Raw genomic sequence first — 18,860 nt, 5'->3', positions numbered from 1 at the left:
TATAGGTAACTGCTTGATCGTATTGTATCTGCATGTAGTTACAAGGGCTTGTCTCTCATATTAAGACAGGGAGGTGCTTTGTGTCGAATTCCGTTTATACTTTTCAAGCTCTGCCTCAATTTCTTTGCCGGTCGACATGGTTAGACAAGACTTCGCTACCGTTACAGCCTCCGCTGCCTCAGTATTAAGCACACGGTGCTTCACTCTCAGAAGAGATTGGGGAGACATGCTCAGATTGTGAATGCCCAGCGCCAGCCAGATCGGAACCGCTCTTTCATCACCCGCCAGTTCTCCGCAAACACTGACACTGATCCCTGCTGCATGCGCAGCCTCTGCCGTCATACGAAGGAGTCTTAACACGGAAGGATGAAACGGCTGATACAAGTGTGCAATTTGTTCATTCATGCGATCAACAGCCAGGACATATTGAACAAGGTCATTTGTACCAATGCTGAAGAAATCCACCTCTTTGGCAAGCAGATCAGCGATGACTACGGCAGCGGGCACTTCAATCATAATTCCAACCTCAATGTTGGGATCATATGAAATTCCTCGCTTCGACAGGTTTGCCTTTGCTTCATTCAAGATCTGATTCGCTTCCCTAATTTCATCAAGTGATGAAATCATAGGATACATAATTTTAACCTTGCCATGTACGCTGGCCCGCAAAATGGCCGTTAGCTGCGTCCTGAACAGATCCTTAAGCTCCAGGCTGATTCGGATCGCCCGATACCCAAGGAATGGGTTGTCTTCTTCCGGAAGAGGGAAGTAATCGAGCTGTTTATCTCCGCCAATGTCCAATGTTCGTATGACTACAGCATTTCCGCCTGTCTTCTCAACTACACGCCGGTAAACTTCGTACTGCTCCTCTTCACTCGGGAATGAATGACGGTCCATATATAAGAACTCTGTACGGAATAGTCCAACCCCCTTAGCTCCGGATCGAAGCGACATGTCTAGCTCTTTGACAGAGCTGATGTTGGCTGCCAGATTCAGCTGTGTTCCGTCCTTGGTTACAGCATCCACTTCCGCCAGCACTTGAAGCTGCTCCTTCTTACGCAGCTGCTGGTCGCGGATTTGTGTATATTTCTCGATAATAAAAGAATCCGGGTTAACGTACACAATTCCCTCATCACCATTAATGACAAGAACATCCCCTGTTTGAACCGGAAGATTAACGCTATTCTCAAGCCCTGATACCATAGGGATTCCGAGAGCTCTGGCCATAATTGCCGAATGTGAGGTCTTGCCGCCGATCAGCGTCACGATGCCCAGCACATAACTCGGATTCAAGTGGGCCAATTGGGATGGAGACAGCTCGTTCGCTACCAAAATATAAGGCTGTGTATCAAGAGGCAATGTAATCTCTGGAGCACCCAATAGATGCTTCAAGAGACGGTTTCCTACATCCTTGATGTCCATTGCCCGTTCCTTCATATATTCATCATCCAAGAGGTCAAACATCGTTACAAAGTGATCAATTGCTTCCTTTACTGCCACCTCTGCCGCTTTATATTGCCGCTCAATAATCCCCTGAATCTCGTTCATGAACACAGGATCTTCTAATATGGCCAAATGAGCGTCAAAAATACTCGATTCTTCAGGACCAACCACTTCATTAAATTCCTGCTTAATATGCTGAATCTCATCACGGGATGTCTTAATCCCCTCGTACAGCCGTTCGAACTCCCGAGCCATGTCTACAGCGTCCATCTTCTGATCCGGTAAATCCCACTCCCAACTTGGAAGAACAAATGCTTTGCCGATGGCTACACCAGCCGCTCCTGAGATGCCTTGTATCATGCTTCTACCCCTCCAACATTCCTATCTTCATATAGTACGACTGACATGACAGATGCCTGGCCTTTTCTAACGTGCTTAAACGGTGCATAACTCCATGACTTCACCCGATCCGGATTGGTAATGACCATTGGAGTGACGAGAGACGGTGCTTCCTTGAGCAAGGCAGCATAGTTAAAGCGAATGAGCAGCTGACCTGGCTCTACGGTATCTCCTTCACTGACGACAGCTTCAAAATTCCCCTTGAGCTGTGAGGTATCAATACCGATATGAAGCAGAACTTCAAGCCCCTCTGGAGTTTGAATACCAATCGCATGCATGGTCGGATACAAATGCATTATCGTCCCGTAGACCGGTGACAGCAGCTCTCCATTCTCCGGCTCAAAAGCGACTCCGTCCCCTACCAGCTTGCCGGCAAATATTTTGTCAGGCACTTCTTCAATGGGCAGCATCTTCCCTTGCACCGGACTGCTGAACAGTACTTGAGGCAAATCACGCTCAAGCAGCTTGGCAATTTCTTCACGAATTAATTCGGAGTAGGTACCGAAGACGACCTGCACATTGCCTGCGCCCAGCTTGATGAGACCGGCCGAACCGAGTGCTTTCATCGCGCTGCTGTCAATAAGCCGATCATTATGCACCGTGAGCCGCAGCCGTGTAATACATGCCTCCACCTGAACAATATTCGTCTTCCCTCCAAGCGCCTCGACAATAAGCGGTGCTTGATTAGGTATACTTCCTGCCCAGTCCTCAAGCACTGAGCCTTCCTCTCGTCCCGGGGTCGGGATCTGGAATCTGCGAATGGCCCACCGGAATAAAAAGTAATATACCAGTCCATAAATGATCCCGATCGGAATCAATAAGAGTGCATTTTCAGACAAATGGAAATTCAGTATGTAATCAATAACACCTGCTGAATAAGAGAACCCATGCCGGATTTCAAGCACATAGCTGATCCATAAGGCAAGTCCTGACAGAACGGCGTGTACAAAAAACAGATAAGGAGCCGCAAATAAAAAGGCAAACTCGATCTGCTCTGACACCCCTGTTAGAAAACAAACGAGCGCAGATGTCATAAAGGTCTTATGTATCTTGGGTTTCAAATCTTCCCGTGCTTCCTGAATAATGGCAAATGCAATCGCAGGAATGGCGAACATCATGATCGGGAACAATCCCGACATAAAGTAACCTGCTGAAGGATCCCCAGCAAAAAACCGCGGCAAATCTCCAGTCATGATCTGTCCTTCCGGCGTCTCGTATGAACCGAGCTGAAACCAGAACACATTATTGAGCAAATGATGCAGTCCGAATGCGACAAGCACCCGGTATAGAATACCGTACAAGAACAACCCGAAACCGCCAAGGCTGTATTCCATGGATGCAATTAAATCCAATAGCTGCTGCAATAGAGGAGCTAAGCCGAGCATAATGCAGGAGAACAAGGCCGAGAACAAGCCAACAATCAGTAGAACAAATCTGGACCCGCCAAAAAACTGCAGAATCTCCGGCAGCCTAATGCTTTTGAAACGGTTATGAGTAAACCCGGCGATCGCGCCGAGAATAATTCCGATCAGAGATGCGGGCTGGACAGCCCCGTTACCAAAATTGCTTACGACTTGATCATAAATGATCATGCCTGCAAGCGCTGCAAGTCCTGCTTGACCCGCCTGATTGGACAGTCCGAGCGCAACACCGACAGCAAACAGATAGGGCAAAAAATAAAACAGGCTCTGTCCTGCGACGGTAGCTATTCCGCTTACACTTTCAAATCCCCATGATTCCCAAGGAAGACTTCCTAAGCTTAGCAGAATCGCCGCTGCAGGCAGTACCATCGTCGGAAGCATGACAGCTCTTCCAAGCTGCTGCAAGGATCCGAGCCAATTCATGGCGATCCTCTCCTTTCTATCATTGATGGTAAGCGTTAGGCGTCTTTTTGTCAAAATGAGAAATATACTTGAATCGATTCATAACTCGCAAGGTATTGTAAATGAATTCCTCCGTTTGAATTAAGCATATGAAGAAGGCTGTCTCCACAGTCTTCTTCGTGGAAACAGCCTTACTTAGGGTTAGACTATATTGTTCTGGATTGAAGAATTGAATCCTCTACTTTAATGCAGCGGTCCATAATAACCTTCATTCCATGCTCTTCTCCGATTTGCCCAGCTTCTTCATTAACAATGCCTAACTGCAGCCACAATACCTTGGCACCGATCTCTGCCGCCTCTCTTGCCACATCCGCACAGTATTCGCTGCGGCGGAAGACATTCACGATATCGACAGGCTCTGGAACACTTTTCAAATCGGGGTAGCATTTCTCTCCCAAGATAGTTTCTGCTCCAGGATTTACGGGGATGATTCGATAACCTCTGGATTGCATCGCCTGCGACACCATATAAGAGGTTCGGTCCGGTTTATCAGACAAGCCAACGACAGCGATATTGCCTGCAGAAGCCAAGATTTCTTTGATCTCTTCACGTGAAGGATTAACAAAAGTCATTTGAGCATTCGCTCCTCTCATAACAACTAATAATACATATATCGTATTATACCCATTCTACATTAGCGCCAAGCGTCTGCAAATGGTCAAAATAACCCGGATAGGATTTGGCTACATGATGAGCATCCTTAATGCGAATCGGCTGCTTTGCGCGAAGCCCAACAATCGTTAAGGCCATAATAACCCGATGATCATAATGGGCATTGATTTCCACTCCGCCTTCAACGCCTTCCGGTCTTCCATGCACAATAATCTCGGCCTGCTTCTCTTCTACTTTGGCTCCGGCTTTTGCCAGTTCAGTCAAATAGTCTGTAATCCGGTCACATTCCTTATATCTTAAATTCTCAACATTATAGAAGCGGGATGTCCCTTCTGCAAATACAGCAGCGGCAACCATAGCAAGCACAGCATCGGTTGCAGCATCCCCATCAAACTCGACGGCCTTCAATTTGCCGTTGCCCTTGATGGTGACCGTATTGTTCTCATGCGTAAGTGGAACCTCCATCATACGAAGCACATCAACAATGGCACGCTCTCCCTGTTTACTCTCTTCCATCAGTCTTGTTACCGTAACCTCAGACTTCGTAACCGCTGCCGCAGCCAGTATGGCGGCTGATCCCGGGTAATCACCTTGCACCGTGTATTCAGCAGGCTTGTATTTTTGTCCGCCCTTCACTTTGAAGAACGTATAATCCTCATCTGCATGAATTGTAATGCCAGCCTGCTCGAGAACCTCCAGTGTCTGTCCAATGACTACTTTGGACTTCAAATCCCCCAGAACTTCAATCGTACTGTCCTCAGGCAAGAGCGGTGTCAGGAACAGTAATGCACTCAAATATTGAGAGCTGACAGAACCAGATACCCGTATGGCCCCGCCTTGAGGTTTCCCTCCGCGAATCGTAATCGGCAGTCTTCCATCCTGGTGCTCCACTTCCACGCCAAGCTGCTCAAGCGCATCAATGAGATCCTGATGTGGACGTTTCCCTAGTGATTCGGGGTATGTATTCACAAAATGAATTTCTTCACCAAGCGCTGCTATACCCATAAGAAACCTTAGTACAGCCCCCGCGTTACCTACATTAAGTTCAGCAGCCTGCCTTGGGGAGGCGCCAAAACCGGTGATCGTTATTTTCTCCTCATCCTCAATCAGCTCAGCACCCAGCTCCTGTATACAGCGGCGCATCGCATCACTGTCCTCACTGTGAGCCGGATAGTAAATGGTGCTGGTTCCTTCTGCAAGCGCACATACCAGTAAATACCGGGTCGTATAATTTTTGGAGGAAAGTGCATTAATCTCTCCGGCGAGTGAAGGGGTATTGTTTACTAGAACATCCATCGTGTCATTGCTCCTTTTTATGACAGAATATATCGGGTGTGGTATCCATCAATAAATTGACATGCTCCATCTGTCTTCGTTATCATTGAATTGTTGTACACTCGTGAACTAGCCTATCGTTAAATTACATAGAAGAGAGGTTCTACCTTATGAATCAAGTACCTGAAATTACACCTTCTGAGCTGCAATCCCGTCTTCATTCCGGTGAAGCTCTCCAAATGATTGATGTCCGTGAAGAGGAAGAGGTTGCAGCCGGTATGATCTCCGGAGCCAAGCATATTCCTCTCGGCCAAATTCCGGACCGACTCTCTGAGATCGAGAATACGGGCGAAATTATCTTCATCTGCCGCAGCGGCTATCGGAGCGAAAGAGCCTGCGAGTATTTGGCTCAGCAAGGCTTCGACGGATGCACCAATCTGGTAGGCGGAATGATCGCCTGGAACGAACAACAAGGCTAATAAGCTAATGGGCAGGCATTCAAGCCTGTCCTTTTTTACTTATCATACAACAACAGACCTTAAAAGCACAACAGCTTAAACGCGGTAATGCGCTAAAATATGACGAACAACCTCTTCCGGCTCCATCTCTGATGTATCAACTGTAATATCTGCAAAAGAATACTTCGACTGGCGCTCCTGCATGATCTGATGCACACGCGCTTCCACATTTCCTGCTAACAACGGACGATCACGATTGGCAGAAACCCGTCTTATAATTGCCTCTGCGCTCGCTGTAAGTGCAACCACCCACCCAGCCTTCTTCATTGCGTCACAATTAAGCGGCTTCAGCACTGAGCCACCGCCTGTGGATATAATCTGTGAAGAGCGGTCAAGTACACGAAGTAATACACTTGTCTCTACCTCACGAAAATACGCTTCTCCTTTTTGTTCAAACAACACCGGAATCGGGCAGCCTTCCTGCGCTTCTATGTCAGCATCAATATCAACAAGCTTATATCCCAGCCTATCCGCCAGCAGACCGGACACTGTTGTTTTCCCTGTTCCCATCATCCCGATAAGGACGATATTCCCATTTTTCCTGCTCAAAGACCTCTGCCACCCCTTTAATAGAACTATCAGTCGCTATTTTTCATTTAAACATAACACAGATAAAAACATCCGCCAAGAAGTCATAAAAGAACATCCTTTCGCGTACTCATGATAAAAATGAGTTGTCTATAGCATACCTGTGGGGAGTGTGAACAACATCCAAATTACAACAAGCCTCGAAACAGCTGTCAAAAAGCCTTCGTCCAGCAGGATTTCTCGAATTTTCCAGACAGGTCATGTCATCTGCAGAGATGACGTTCTATTCGTGCTTTATTATGTACAACAAAAAGTGGCTTCGGAGGATCCACTTCTCGTAGATCTCCCAAAGCCACGTCTTATCCAGAGCTTCCAATATTTCAGTGAAGCTTCCCTGCTGCTGTTAGATGGGCATGCTTCCCATCACTGCACACAGGAAAGGTTAAGGAAGTGCCTTAAGGAAGCACTGTTCGGCCTCTATGAAGAACACAGCCAATAGCCTCTATAACAGAATTGCTCAGACTCAATACAGATTCAAGACGGACGGACGATAATCTTAATTCCCCATCCAGTTGTAATGGAATGTACCTTCTTTATCCACACGCTTGAAAGTATGCGCACCGAAATAGTCACGCTGTGCTTGCAGCAGGTTTGCTGGAAGTCTCTCCGTCCGATAGCTGTCATAGTAAGACAGCGCGCTTGCAAAACCAGGTACCGGAATCCCATTTGCTACGGCAACGGAGATGACTTTACGCCATGCATCCTGATAAGATTCAACCACATTTTTGAAATATGGATCGAGGAGCAGATTTTTCAGCTCGGCATCCTTGTCATAGGCATCTTTAATGTTTTGCAAGAACTGTGAACGAATAATACAGCCACCGCGGAAGATCATTGCGATATTGCCATATTTCAGGTTCCAGCCGTATTCGTCAGAAGCAGCGCGCATTTGTGCAAAGCCTTGCGCATAAGATACGATTTTACTTGCAAATAGTGCTTTGCGAACATTCTCAATAAATTCCGTTTTGTCACCTGTGAATGCTTCAGTCTTAGGACCGCTCAGCACTTTGCTTGCTGCAATACGCTCTTCCTTCATCGCAGACAGGAAACGGGAGAATACGGATTCTGTAATCATGGACAGAGGTACTCCAAGATCCAGGGCGCTTTGGCTTGTCCATTTGCCCGTACCTTTTTGACCCGCAGCATCGAGGATAACATCGACCATCGGCTTGCCCGTCTCTTCATCATATTTCGAGAAGATATCCGCTGTAATTTCGATCAGGTAGCTGTCGAGCTCCCCTTTGTTCCACTCGCTGAATATTTCGTGGAATTGTTCAGCGTTTAGTCCAAGCACATCCTTTAACAGATGGTAAGCTTCACCAATTAGCTGCATATCGCCATACTCGATACCGTTATGCACCATTTTTACATAATGGCCTGCACCGTCAGGACCAATGTACGTTGTGCAAGGCTCGCCATTCACTTGAGCTGCAATCGAAGTCAGAATCGGCTTCACGAGCTCATATGCACTTTCTTGTCCACCAGGCATAATGGATGGACCTTTCAGAGCGCCCTCTTCACCACCGGAAACACCTGCACCGATGAAACGGAAGCCTTTTTCTTCAAGCTCCTTGCTGCGGCGCTGTGTATCAGGGAAGTAGGCATTTCCTCCATCAATAATAATATCGCCTTGATCCAGATGCGGAACGAGCTGCTCAATCGTCGCATCCGTCGCAGGACCGGCTTGTACCATAATCAATATTTTGCGAGGAGATTCCAAAGATTGTACAAATTCTTCTATAGAGAACGTTCCTACCAAGTTTTTGCCATCAGCTTCTTTTACAAGATCTTGCGTTTTCTCCGGGGAACGGTTGAATACGGAAACTGAGAAACCTTTACTTTCAATATTCAAGGCCAGGTTCTTGCCCATTACGGCGAGGCCAATTACACCAATTTGTTGTTTTGCCATTGGTTCTCCATCCTTTGCTTCGTATTTTTTGACTTCAACTGTTTATCGCCTTCATCAGGAAGCAATGCGTCTGCAGTCCTTATCTATGTAGTATAATGAAGAGCGCTTCAATTATATCCCTATTCTACCGTGTTTGGATTTGGAAGTAAAACTCCGATGCCTCCGAAGCAAGGGTAAAACACCTCTGTTCACGAGGTGTTCATTAAATGCTCATACTCTTTGTTCTTACCTTATAAGATTGTGACAGTCTCACCATTCAAGCATCAGCATTCGATCCTGCATTTGAAAAAGTTTGGCGCGGCATTTGTCTGCCCTTGTTGTATCGCTTGCACCAATTGCCTCATACAGTCGTTCTAGCTCATCATCGATCTCCATTCGAAGCAGTGTAAGTCTTAATTCCCCCTCGATCGAAGTGTACATTTCTTCCATTTCCTCGAGCGTCGGCGCCGGACCCTTCTGATAGATCACCTTCTGCTTGAAGCCTGACACTTCGACAAGCCTGATGACCTCACCGAACAAAATATTTTCTATAACGATAATATGATCCTTGAATCTGCGAACGACAGCATGCCCTCTCGTGTCTCCGATCAATTTCTCCATATATTCTGCAAGCTTTGCATCCTTGATTATATAGTCACCAATCAACTTATAATCACCGGTTCTCATTTGTTGAAATTTCAGCTTTACCAATTTGCGGCCTGTACGTACGGACAAAATAAAGTAATCTTCATCCTCGCTCCAATATAGCGAATATCCTTCCTGAATGAGATCCTTAATGAGCTGTTGGATACGAAGGCGGCTAAACCGGAGCTCTAAATTGCAGTATTCCACTTCATAGCTCTTGTTCATGGCACTTCCTCCTCCATTTTTTTACGATCATGTAATCCGGATCATACTTATTGGAAATGTAAATTGCAGCCTTGGTATTCTTGCCATTCTTCGCTCCACCATAAGTCTGCTTACCCTATTTTATACTGACTTCAAGGGAAGCGTACTTAGTCGTTTGACCATTTTTTCACCCGATAATCTTCATAAACAATCCAGCAAAAGTACAAACTTGAAGAGAGGGAAGCGGGTACTCCTGTGTTATAATGAGTCGCGTAATATTGTGTATACTATTATATTGGATAGAGTTTAGGTTCATGCTTACCTATAAGGAGGATTACTTATAATGTCACAACTCACATATCCCTCACTAAATGAAGCGGATTTTGAAGTATTCGAAGTACCCGGACTGGAACCCCGTATGGAGCTGCTGATTGAACGGATTCGGCCGAAGCTTGAGGCCATTGGGACGGCTTCTGCGCCATTCTTAAGCGAGCTGTGCGGTGAAGACATGTTTGTTCACGTCGCAAAGCATGCACGCCGGAAAGTTAATCCGCCGAACGATACCTGGGTTGCAGTAGCCAACAATAAAAGAGGTTATAAGGCTTACCCCCATTTTCAAGTTGGCATGTTCGGTACACACGCGTTCGTAATCTTCGCCATCATATATGAGAGCAGCAATAAGGAAGTGTTCGCTGATGCATTGTCCCGTCAGTTGGAAGAAGTGGCGCAAAATATACCTGAATATTTCTATTGGTCTACCGACCATATGATTCCGGAAGGAACAAATCATGCAGATATGACGAAGGAAGATTTCCAGCGTATGGCGGAACGTCTGAAAAATGTGAAGAAATCCGAGGTTTTATGCGGCCTTCGTATCGATAAGGATGATCCGATCCTCCAAGATGGCCATAAGTTTGGCAAGACGATTGAAGAGACTTTTACAGCTCTGCTTCCGTTGTACAAAATGTCTTTTTAAAGCGATTATCTTCCATTATTTACAAATAAAATGCCGGATCATAAAAAATCCATTTTCATTCCCTTTTCATTTTGCTATACTCATCTAGGTTTAATTATTCTTAATAATGAAAGGTTGTGACAGCATCCATGGATCACCGTCGTACGCCGCTCTTTACAGCAATTAAGAACCACGCGGCTAACAATCCGGTACAGTTTCACATCCCTGGTCACAAAAAAGGACTTGGAACGGACTCAGAGTTTCGCGAATTCATTGGGGATAACGCCCTTTCCATAGATTTGATCAACATCGCGCCGCTTGACGATTTGCATCAACCGACTGGAGTAATTAAAGAAGCACAAATGCTGGCTGCCGATGCATTCGGGTCAGATTACACCTACTTTAGTGTACAAGGGACAAGCAGTGCGATTATGACCATGATCTTGTCCGTCTGCGGACCTGGCGAGAAGATTATCGTGCCGCGGAATGTGCATAAATCAGTCATGTCTGCCATCATCTTCTCCGGAGCCAAGCCTATCTTTATTTCTCCGGTCAGTGACGAAAATCTCGGCATTGATCACGGAATTACGGTTGGTTCGGTCCGCCGGGCATTGGAACGCCATCCTGATGCGAAGGGTGTGCTTGTCATTAATCCAACGTATTTCGGCGTTTGTGCGAATTTGAAGGAGATTGTAGAGCTGGCTCACAGTTACCAAGTGCCCGTTCTTGTGGATGAGGCGCATGGTGTACTGATTCATTTCCATGAGGATCTTCCTATGTCTGCTATGGAAGCTGGTGCAGATCTAGCTTCTACGAGTGTGCACAAATTAGGCGGCTCCATGACGCAAAGTTCGGTCCTGAACCTGAATACCAAGAACGGATTCGTTAATCCAGAGCGTGTACAGACGATTATCAGTATGCTGACTACAACCTCTACATCTTATATATTGTTGTCTTCACTGGATACGGCAAGACGCAATCTTGCACTCCATGGACACAGCTTGGCTCAAAAAGCGATTGACCTTGCAGAGTATGCTCGCCGGGCGATCAATGATATCGAAGGGCTATACTGCTTTGGTGAAGAAATACTAGGCGGCGAAGCAACCTATAGCTATGACCCGACCAAGGTCACCATTCATGTTCGCCATCTGGGTCTCACCGGCTATGATACAGAGAACTGGCTTCGCAAGCATTACAACATCGAAGTGGAAATGAGCGATATGTACAACATTCTTTGCCTGATCACACCAGGTGATAATGATGATTCCGTTAATACACTCCTTATTGCACTTCGTGAGCTGTCGGATACCTATTATAATGTGAACCAAGCCAATGAGCTTGTCGTCAAAATTCCGGAAATTCCACAGCTGATGCTGACGCCACGAGAGGCTTTCTACGGTGACACCGAAGTGATTCCGTTCAAGGAATCGGAGGGCCGCATTATTGCTGAATTTATCTATGTATATCCGCCAGGTATACCGATTCTATTGCCTGGAGAAGTCATCTCTCAGGATAACATTAACTATATCATTGAGCATGTTGAGGTCGGTCTGCCCGTTAAAGGGCCAGAAGATCGGACGATTCAGAATGTTAAAGTGATTGTCGAAGCGGAGCCCATTTTTTAATAAGTGCTGCACAAGCAAAAAAAAAGACCAGACAACTTGTCTGGTCTTTCGTCTATGACAGAACGTGTCAATTACTCGTTCTCAATCATTTCGTTGAAAGCCGCTTCAACACGGTTCCACTCTTCTTCGTCTTCGATTTGATACAACGCAACCTCTTCGTTCTCTTCTTCAAGGCGGAGAATCAATCCGTCAGCTTCAGGATTGTCGCGCTCCAGTAGTACCGCGTACTCTTTGCCGTCTACGTCAAAAGTTTGTGCCAAGATCATTTCGACTTCTGCACCATTCTCGTCAGTCAGTGTAAGAACAGCCATTTCGTGTTCATGATCGTGGTCATGGTTGCAATGTTCGCCGTGAACATGGTTGTGATCGCTCATGAGAATACCTCACTTTTAAATTTATATTGTAATCATACGATAGGCATTTGTAACATCATACTACGGTCGCACTTGTAATCATACGGACGTATCGTAACACTATTACGGGACAAAATCAATGAAACTCTAATTCAATGCCGTAATCACTTTTTCCGAAACGAGGAAGAACGAATTACTGCCTGACGGTTTCATATAGAACCCTACTATATAATTCCCGCTTTTCTTAAATTCATAAGTAAAATCATTCGTTTTGAACCAGAAATTATCCTTCGAGCCGCTGCCGAGCTTCTCGGATTGTATATTTTTCACGTTTCCGGAAGGGTCGGTAATCGCTACTTTGACCTCGGAAATCTTCCCATCCAGACTATCGACCTGACTTAACACGTTAAATTTCAATTTACCCACATTAACATTCCCAAATACCGTCTCGCCTTTAAACAAAGTGATGTGCACATTCGGCTTAGTGACGGTAACCTTGCCATTTCCTGAATCCCATGAAGCAAGTCCGCTGATCTCACGGACAGGAGCATATGTCGTACCATTTATAAAGTAACCACCACCGCTTACTTCTTGCCCATTAATAATGACACGAATTCGTTCGGTAACCGAGTCAGCAAACAACATGGAGCCGCTGCCCAAGAGCGAGAACACAATCGCAAGGGCAAGCGTTCTTTTCCACTTCATAAGCTCTTGTTCCCCTCCAGCTATGAGAATATAGTATGTCTATTTATACTTCATCCCAGAGAACAAGTTGCGGTGCGTTTGGAAAATTTTTCTGAAAAAATTACGAAATATGTAACAGAGGCTTCTTCTATGCCGGGTTAAACATGCACCGTTCCTAGAAAGGGTCCGGTGCATGGCACTTTTGTCTAACCTTTCGGTTTGGTCAAGATGCAAGGGACGCCCTTCCCTACAGCTCCCGGTTCCCGCATGCGCTCTGCGTATGCCATTCCACGTTCACACGGTGTTTTACAGACTTCACACACGTCGGACGTCACCAGTTTCATACTTGTCCGTACCTTTTCCTTGCTTGACCCGCCTTTGCTCACCTTCCCTTTTGCCATTTGTGATACCCCTCTTTCTTGTAGGTGTTCAAGGCATGCTCATCTGCAGCTTCGTGCCTGGTAATGCCATTGTATGGGGATTTGCGGTGAAGGTGCATGGGGCGTTCATTTGAAGCGCTCCAATTTTTTGACTCCCTCTCTCCAGTTGCTTCGCAAAAGTCGTTCGGGATCCAAAAAATTCCGCTGGGGTGGTAAAGACTAGACTATGTCCTGCAGAAGACATCGTTTTCGTTAGAATTTCTAATAAACCAAAAAAAGGGAAGCCCTGTACTCGGGCTTCCCTTTGAACGCTCAAGATATTTTATTGGAAGATAGGCAATTGATCCAGGTTATTCGTCGGATCTCCATCCGCATCTCCGCGAATGCGAAGGGAGCCATCTCTTGCTTTGAATACATTGACTCCTGCAATGGAGCCCGTTTGAATCTCATTCAACGCTTGATTGTAATCAAGCACTCTGCCTGTTGACGTCTTAAATGCGGTCAAATCTCCGTCTCCGTTTTTCTGAACGGCAACAAATTGCTCGCGTGTGTTATTTTCCATAAGAACATACACTCCTTTTTGCAGCCATAGTTTGTAACCTGCTCGGATTCAGGGTAAGCTGATCTCCGACACCTATGATTATGCCCAATTGGATGTCTTCTTATGAAAGATACATCTCTTATAGCTTTTTCTGCATCCGTACGTGCAGTATACCTGCATCATAGAAAGGCTCGTCTGAGATAACTTCATATCCGAGCTTTTTATAAAAACCTTCAGCCTGACACTGTGCATCCAGCAAAGAATAGGCTAAGCCGAGGTCTTTAGCTCTTTCTTCTAATGCCATAATCAGTACACGACCATATCCGTTAACCCGGTAAGGCTTCAGGACAGCTATTCTTTGCAGCTTTGCTGTATCTTTTTTATAATAAATCAAGCGGCCGGTCGCCACCATCTCTTGTCCATCCTGAATTAATATATGGTGTGCATCCCGACTCAGCACATCGTATTGGTCAATTTCCTCTTCTTCTGGAACGTTCTGTTCCTCTACGAACACCGTTCTGCGAATGTTCAGCCCAGCTTCAAGCTGTTCTTGTGTTGTAACATTAATAATCTCGGCTGGCATAGTCTCCTCCTCTTACTATCCAAAAATGCAAAAATCCAAACCATTATACACTACATAAGCAGTGATCGTATAGTCTGTCTTAGATATGGATAATTAAAGCAAGCATTTGTGCCTTTTCTACGGTAATAATGTTTCTTCATTTGATGGTTTGGAGTAAACCTCATCTCCTACGGATCTCCGATATACATCATCAATAACCGGAAGATCCGATTCTGAAGGCTCAATCAGCTGCAGATTAATTGTTTCTTGCGATGGAGCTAACGTGCATCCCGTTATGTTGGCAAATACAATCCCGCAGATCATAAATTTGCTTAAATTATTGACTAGTTTATTATTCATAGAACCCCCACCACCCTACGGTTGTTATTTTCATCCTTTTAAGGTTGCTCAAATCAGGATAAATTAAACATAGGACAGGGATTGACATCACATATCAAAGCCTGATAATATAAGATTATTCCTTTTTTATAATTATTCCATGATCTGTTAGCTCAGCTGGGAGAGCACTATCTTGACAGGGTAGGGGTCAGTGGTTCGAGCCCACTACAGATCATCACTGAAGACCCTTGTGTATCAAGGGTCTTCTTCTTTTTCTGCGTCTGTCTCCTACTCCAAATACCCATCGACACGTACTTTCTCTTCCCATTACACGTACAATTGAAAAATATTTCCGTTTTCTTTAAATATATGTACTCCCCGCATCTCGCCAATCCCATCCAGCGTTACTCTTTCTCCAGATAGAACTGGCCTTTTCTCCACAACCACATGGAGTTTTGATGCCTTCCAAAGATCTGTCTCATAGTAAGAAACAACAGGCTGCTGTATCAAGAATTCGTCGATGCCGAGGGACACTTTGACATAGTTATGATGAAGAAGCCTGCCAGGCAGTGCATCTATATTTTGCGGATCAATGCTCTTCACGGCAATAATCCCTTCAATAATTACGTGAAAACCTGCACTCTCTTCAAACGATTTGAAGGCAGCGATCCTGTTCGCTTTAACATATTCTACGGTTGTCTCTGTCTCTTCACTTACATTAATATCCTTTATTCTAGCTTGCTCCACCAGGGTAACATGGGATTTTAGAAAATCATACAGACAATCCTCCGATTGTAAAAAATCCTGCTGCCATCCCTCTAAGAGTTCATCAAGCAACAAGCATATCCACAAGCCCGAGTAGTAACAACTTCTTCTTAAGTGAAGCGAAGCGGCTTCTGAATGAATTAATTCTCGTCCATATTGATCCAGTAATGATCCCCATGAAAGAGGTGACTCTTCGGCATGTGCCTTCAGCTCCACATAATATGCAGGCCCCTCTATGGTCTCTACCTTTGTCTCGTATGTAAAAAAAGGACCCAGCAACTCTTTTCTCATACCCCGAAGTTGAATAAATTTGTACAAATGAGACTCCCTTTCCTGTAGATCCCTTGCCTCCAGCGCATCAAAAAGACACTGCCTTTCTCGACTTCTTAGCTCCACGTTCTCTTTAAGAAGCGGGTATGTTACCCCCAGGAGTTCATCTGGAAACCTCTTTTCTTCACGAAGATACTGAAATCCATGAAATAGCTCATGAACAAGAAATGACTTGATGCTCGCCATATCCTTAATCCCTTCAATGTTTACTATTGCTGTAGGATAGTGTTCATACATGATTACGGTATTGCCCGCGAATGTTCTGTCCCACCCTAATTTATGAAACGTCTGGTTTTGAAATTTGGGATGGTGGAATAGGAAAACTTCGCTCGAGTTATATATCGCGTAGGCTACTTTTTGAAACCCATACCAATAGGGTTCTATATCTAGCCCAAGCAATTCATCTGCAGCCGATTGAATGTTAATTTCCATCCTTCTTCCTCCCCATTTCCTACTCGAGGAGATTATAACAAAAAAATAAAGGATCCGCAGGTTCCTGGGATCCTTTATTTTCGGTAATTAGTAGAGGATGGTTTTGGAGATGATGACAAGAAGAATGAAAAGAACAAGGATTGCTCCGATGGAAGACCAACCATTGTATCCTCCACAAAATCCGGATCTAGATACTTCACTCATGCTGCTCTCCTCCTTATCTCTAAGGTATGAGATAGTATATGAATACCTAGATTAGATGACAGGGCGAGTATCCTGATCTTTTAAAACTGCTTATCACTTTTCTCCAAAATACATGGTTTACTGCCTTTTATTTCACGTGATGAGGTGTTCCTTCATGCTTCTCTTTGCGAAGACCAGCGAGACCGAACAGACCTAATAATCCAAGCCATCCCCAGCCATTTCCGCGATTTGTTGCAGCGTTCGCTCGAATGTTATTGGTGCCGTAAGTACCATTGTTATAAGCATTGGTATTGTAGGTACCCGTTCCAGTGCCTCTGCCATCGTACATGTTATTGTTCATGTTGTTCATTGTGCGAGTACGATTCATGTTCGTAGTGCCATTGTCTGTCCCATCAATGCCTAGATTTTTTTCCAGACGATTGACCGAATTTTTAACCGGATTACCGTTCATTTGGTTTGCGTTCGTATCAGCCATCGCTGGAACGGCAATTACCATAGAAATGCTTGCAGCAGCTAATGTGGCTGCCCATTGTTTTTTCATCATTATTTCACCCCTCATTTTATTGTTTATGGCCTGTCGCTTGTATAATCCCCTCCTTAATTTAAAGTTATACAAGCAGATACTTGGGTGAAAAAAGGGGTTTTATCCAATATTTTATATACAGCAAAAAACCCACCGTTTGCAGCCGGTGAGTTTTTATATATAGAATCATCTCTTGAAGGGACGATTACAGATTACTGTATGATTATTAACACAGGATGATACAAACATAAAATTTTAATTAAAATTAGCGTTATCCTCGCCTTGACCTTACAACGAACGTATACAACTCCTTATCAAGGACTGTCCCATCTTCAAGCACTACATTATTGTTATCATGTGAGCTGATCGTTGTCCGGTACGTAATAAGCTTAACCCCTTTCCACACCGTTACCACAGAATTAAAGTAGATTGCATTATCAAATTGAATCGGCTGCCGCATTACGTATCCGACCGTATGAACAGAGGATCTTGCTCTTTTCTTGCCTTTTCCAAAGGCATCCTCTGGCAATGGATGGATTCGTACAATTTGGCTAAACGGAATCTTGACTCTTTTCGCTCCAACGACAATGATTTCGGCATCTGCATCCCACTTTAGCAATATCCCTTGAACGGGATCTTTACGACCACCTGCTCGTTCCACCAGCACCCTTTGGCCTACCCAGTGCTTCATTTCTCCCGTTCACCTCCGTGTTCGTTTTATTAATTGTCCGAAATTGACCAGTCCACTTGCTTGATTCCTTCTGATTCCAAATAGGCGTTCGCTCGAGAAAACGGATGGCTTCCAAAAAAACCATGCCGAGCTGCAAGCGGACTCGGGTGAGATGATTCAATGACCAGATGACGAGATCGGTCTATGAAAGCTCCCTTCTTCTGCGCATGGCTGCCCCATAACATAAACACTACAGGCTGCTTCCGGACATTCAATTTCTCAATCACCGCATCGGTAAACCACTCCCATCCAATATGGCGATGTGAAGTCGGCTCTCCCTCTCTTACAGTTAATACGTTATTCAGTAAGAGGACACCTTCTTCCGCCCACTCTTTTAAAGAACCATGTGAGGGAATGGGTACTCCAAGATCACTATGTAATTCTTTATATATATTTCGCAAAGACGGAGGTATTCTAACCCCTTTTTTGACGGAAAAACTTAAACCTTCCGCCTGACCCGCTCCATGATATGGATCTTGTCCAATGATTACAACCTTTGTATTCGCATAAGAGGTCAGCTTCAATGCATTGAATATATCTTCCTTCGGAGGATAGATCGTTTGCGTCTTATATTCAAAGGCCAGCTTCTTTCGAAGCTCCTGTATGTAATCCTTATTCATTTCGTCCTGCAGCAGTACATCCCAGTCATTATTAAACATATATTTGCTCTCCTCATCCCAAACTCGCTTTGCTACATGAATTCTACATATAGATATCTAAAAAAATAAGCTGGACTCCTATTAGGAGCCAGCCTATTTCATGTAATGTATGCCGAGGACGGGGGTCGAACCCGTACGATGGTCACCCATCGCAGGATTTTAAGTCCTGTGCGTCTGCCAATTCCGCCACCCCGGCGTATGTGTATAGACTGTCTAACCAAACTCGCTGTAAAGTTAAAGAACAATCCACGACCACTTCTGGATTTCCCAGTAGATCTTCTCAAAAATCCGGTATCTCTTATTATACATGAACAGCCACGTTT

21 protein-coding genes and 2 tRNA genes are annotated in these 18,860 nt (G+C 44.9%); 5 read left to right on the top strand and 18 right to left on the bottom strand.

Features of this window, described 5'->3' with window-relative positions:
* Positions 1–60: 60 nt before the first annotated feature.
* The 4 genes from ptsP to aroA all read right to left on the bottom strand — a co-directional run bounded on the left by ptsP (position 61) and on the right by aroA (position 5,633).
* Positions 61–1,803 (bottom strand): phosphoenolpyruvate--protein phosphotransferase, encoded by a 1,743-nt coding sequence (gene ptsP / locus ACFQ3J_RS01490; protein WP_251580900.1) that lies wholly within the window; start codon positions 1,801–1,803, stop codon positions 61–63.
* Positions 1,800–3,686, bottom strand: coding sequence for a glucose PTS transporter subunit IIA (locus ACFQ3J_RS01485; protein WP_091158430.1), 1,887 nt, complete (start codon positions 3,684–3,686; stop codon positions 1,800–1,802). Before ACFQ3J_RS01485 ends, ptsP begins: the two co-directional genes overlap by 4 nt.
* Before the next feature lie 185 nt (positions 3,687–3,871).
* Positions 3,872–4,297 carry a CoA-binding protein gene (locus ACFQ3J_RS01480; protein WP_251580898.1) on the bottom strand — a complete coding sequence of 142 codons (426 nt, stop codon included), beginning with the start codon at positions 4,295–4,297 and terminating at the stop codon, positions 3,872–3,874.
* A gap of 46 nt (positions 4,298–4,343) precedes the next feature.
* Complete coding sequence (gene aroA / locus ACFQ3J_RS01475; protein WP_091158434.1) at positions 4,344–5,633, bottom strand: 3-phosphoshikimate 1-carboxyvinyltransferase; 1,290 nt, start codon at positions 5,631–5,633, stop codon at positions 4,344–4,346.
* Positions 5,634–5,782: 149 nt separating this feature from the next.
* Between aroA and ACFQ3J_RS01470 the strand changes: the two genes are divergently transcribed.
* The gene (locus ACFQ3J_RS01470) at positions 5,783–6,091 is read left to right on the top strand and encodes a rhodanese-like domain-containing protein (protein ID WP_251580896.1); all 309 of its coding nucleotides are present in this window, start codon (positions 5,783–5,785) and stop codon (positions 6,089–6,091) included.
* A 75-nt stretch (positions 6,092–6,166) separates the two neighbouring features.
* Here the strand turns inward: ACFQ3J_RS01470 and ACFQ3J_RS01465 are convergent, their stop codons facing one another.
* Positions 6,167–6,679 (bottom strand): shikimate kinase, encoded by a 513-nt coding sequence (locus tag ACFQ3J_RS01465; protein ID WP_244533223.1) that lies wholly within the window; start codon positions 6,677–6,679, stop codon positions 6,167–6,169.
* 151 nt (positions 6,680–6,830) lie between these two features.
* Between ACFQ3J_RS01465 and ACFQ3J_RS01460 the strand changes: the two genes are divergently transcribed.
* Positions 6,831–7,157, top strand: coding sequence for a hypothetical protein (locus ACFQ3J_RS01460; protein WP_244533224.1), 327 nt, complete (start codon positions 6,831–6,833; stop codon positions 7,155–7,157).
* A gap of 57 nt (positions 7,158–7,214) precedes the next feature.
* Here the strand turns inward: ACFQ3J_RS01460 and gndA are convergent, their stop codons facing one another.
* Entirely contained in the window at positions 7,215–8,627 is a 1,413-nt protein-coding gene (gene gndA / locus ACFQ3J_RS01455) for an NADP-dependent phosphogluconate dehydrogenase (RefSeq protein WP_091158437.1), read from the bottom strand.
* 249 nt (positions 8,628–8,876) lie between these two features.
* Positions 8,877–9,476 (bottom strand): hypothetical protein, encoded by a 600-nt coding sequence (locus ACFQ3J_RS01450; protein ID WP_091158438.1) that lies wholly within the window; start codon positions 9,474–9,476, stop codon positions 8,877–8,879.
* 322 nt (positions 9,477–9,798) lie between these two features.
* Here ACFQ3J_RS01450 and ACFQ3J_RS01445 point away from each other — a divergent pair, with 322 nt between their 5' ends.
* Both ACFQ3J_RS01445 and ACFQ3J_RS01440 read left to right on the top strand, forming a co-directional pair.
* Positions 9,799–10,431 (top strand): YktB family protein, encoded by a 633-nt coding sequence (locus tag ACFQ3J_RS01445; protein WP_091158440.1) that lies wholly within the window; start codon positions 9,799–9,801, stop codon positions 10,429–10,431.
* Between the two features lie 128 nt (positions 10,432–10,559).
* Positions 10,560–12,035: an aminotransferase class I/II-fold pyridoxal phosphate-dependent enzyme gene (locus tag ACFQ3J_RS01440; RefSeq protein WP_251580894.1), complete on the top strand. Its 1,476-nt coding sequence runs from the start codon at positions 10,560–10,562 to the stop codon at positions 12,033–12,035.
* Between the two features lie 71 nt (positions 12,036–12,106).
* Here the strand turns inward: ACFQ3J_RS01440 and ACFQ3J_RS01435 are convergent, their stop codons facing one another.
* From ACFQ3J_RS01435 to ACFQ3J_RS01410, 6 genes are all read right to left on the bottom strand, one after another.
* The gene (locus ACFQ3J_RS01435) at positions 12,107–12,409 is read right to left on the bottom strand and encodes a DUF1292 domain-containing protein (RefSeq protein ID WP_251580892.1); all 303 of its coding nucleotides are present in this window, start codon (positions 12,407–12,409) and stop codon (positions 12,107–12,109) included.
* Positions 12,410–12,535: 126 nt separating this feature from the next.
* Positions 12,536–13,093, bottom strand: coding sequence for a copper amine oxidase (locus ACFQ3J_RS01430; RefSeq protein ID WP_091158443.1), 558 nt, complete (start codon positions 13,091–13,093; stop codon positions 12,536–12,538).
* A 185-nt stretch (positions 13,094–13,278) separates the two neighbouring features.
* Positions 13,279–13,473, bottom strand: coding sequence for a hypothetical protein (locus ACFQ3J_RS01425; RefSeq protein WP_091158445.1), 195 nt, complete (start codon positions 13,471–13,473; stop codon positions 13,279–13,281).
* Positions 13,474–13,774: 301 nt separating this feature from the next.
* Positions 13,775–14,014 carry a DUF3892 domain-containing protein gene (locus ACFQ3J_RS01420; protein ID WP_091158446.1) on the bottom strand — a complete coding sequence of 80 codons (240 nt, stop codon included), beginning with the start codon at positions 14,012–14,014 and terminating at the stop codon, positions 13,775–13,777.
* Between the two features lie 118 nt (positions 14,015–14,132).
* A complete protein-coding gene (locus ACFQ3J_RS01415) occupies positions 14,133–14,576 on the bottom strand; it encodes a GNAT family N-acetyltransferase (protein WP_251580891.1) in 444 nt (147 codons plus the stop codon).
* Positions 14,577–14,693: 117 nt separating this feature from the next.
* Positions 14,694–14,915, bottom strand: a complete 222-nt coding sequence (locus tag ACFQ3J_RS01410) for a hypothetical protein (protein ID WP_091158449.1) — start codon at positions 14,913–14,915, stop codon at positions 14,694–14,696.
* Between the two features lie 141 nt (positions 14,916–15,056).
* Between ACFQ3J_RS01410 and ACFQ3J_RS01405 the strand changes: the two genes are divergently transcribed.
* A tRNA-Val gene (locus tag ACFQ3J_RS01405) sits at positions 15,057–15,129 on the top strand.
* A gap of 92 nt (positions 15,130–15,221) precedes the next feature.
* Here the strand turns inward: ACFQ3J_RS01405 and ACFQ3J_RS01400 are convergent.
* The 5 genes from ACFQ3J_RS01400 to ACFQ3J_RS01380 all read right to left on the bottom strand — a co-directional run bounded on the left by ACFQ3J_RS01400 (position 15,222) and on the right by ACFQ3J_RS01380 (position 18,733).
* Entirely contained in the window at positions 15,222–16,421 is a 1,200-nt protein-coding gene (locus tag ACFQ3J_RS01400; protein ID WP_251580889.1) for a hypothetical protein, read from the bottom strand.
* A 331-nt stretch (positions 16,422–16,752) separates the two neighbouring features.
* Positions 16,753–17,169 (bottom strand): WGxxGxxG family protein, encoded by a 417-nt coding sequence (locus ACFQ3J_RS01395; protein ID WP_091158468.1) that lies wholly within the window; start codon positions 17,167–17,169, stop codon positions 16,753–16,755.
* A gap of 250 nt (positions 17,170–17,419) precedes the next feature.
* Entirely contained in the window at positions 17,420–17,839 is a 420-nt protein-coding gene (locus ACFQ3J_RS01390) for a hypothetical protein (RefSeq protein WP_091158470.1), read from the bottom strand.
* 29 nt (positions 17,840–17,868) lie between these two features.
* Entirely contained in the window at positions 17,869–18,537 is a 669-nt protein-coding gene (locus tag ACFQ3J_RS01385; RefSeq protein ID WP_091158472.1) for a uracil-DNA glycosylase, read from the bottom strand.
* A gap of 110 nt (positions 18,538–18,647) precedes the next feature.
* A tRNA-Leu gene (locus ACFQ3J_RS01380) sits at positions 18,648–18,733 on the bottom strand.
* Between the last annotated feature and the right edge of the window lie 127 nt (positions 18,734–18,860).

This window comes from Paenibacillus provencensis (genome assembly GCF_042678545.1).
Lineage (GTDB): Bacteria > Bacillota > Bacilli > Paenibacillales > Paenibacillaceae > Paenibacillus > Paenibacillus provencensis.
The sequence above is the reverse complement of the archived record's forward strand: the minus strand, read 5'-3'. Positions and strand labels throughout refer to the sequence as shown.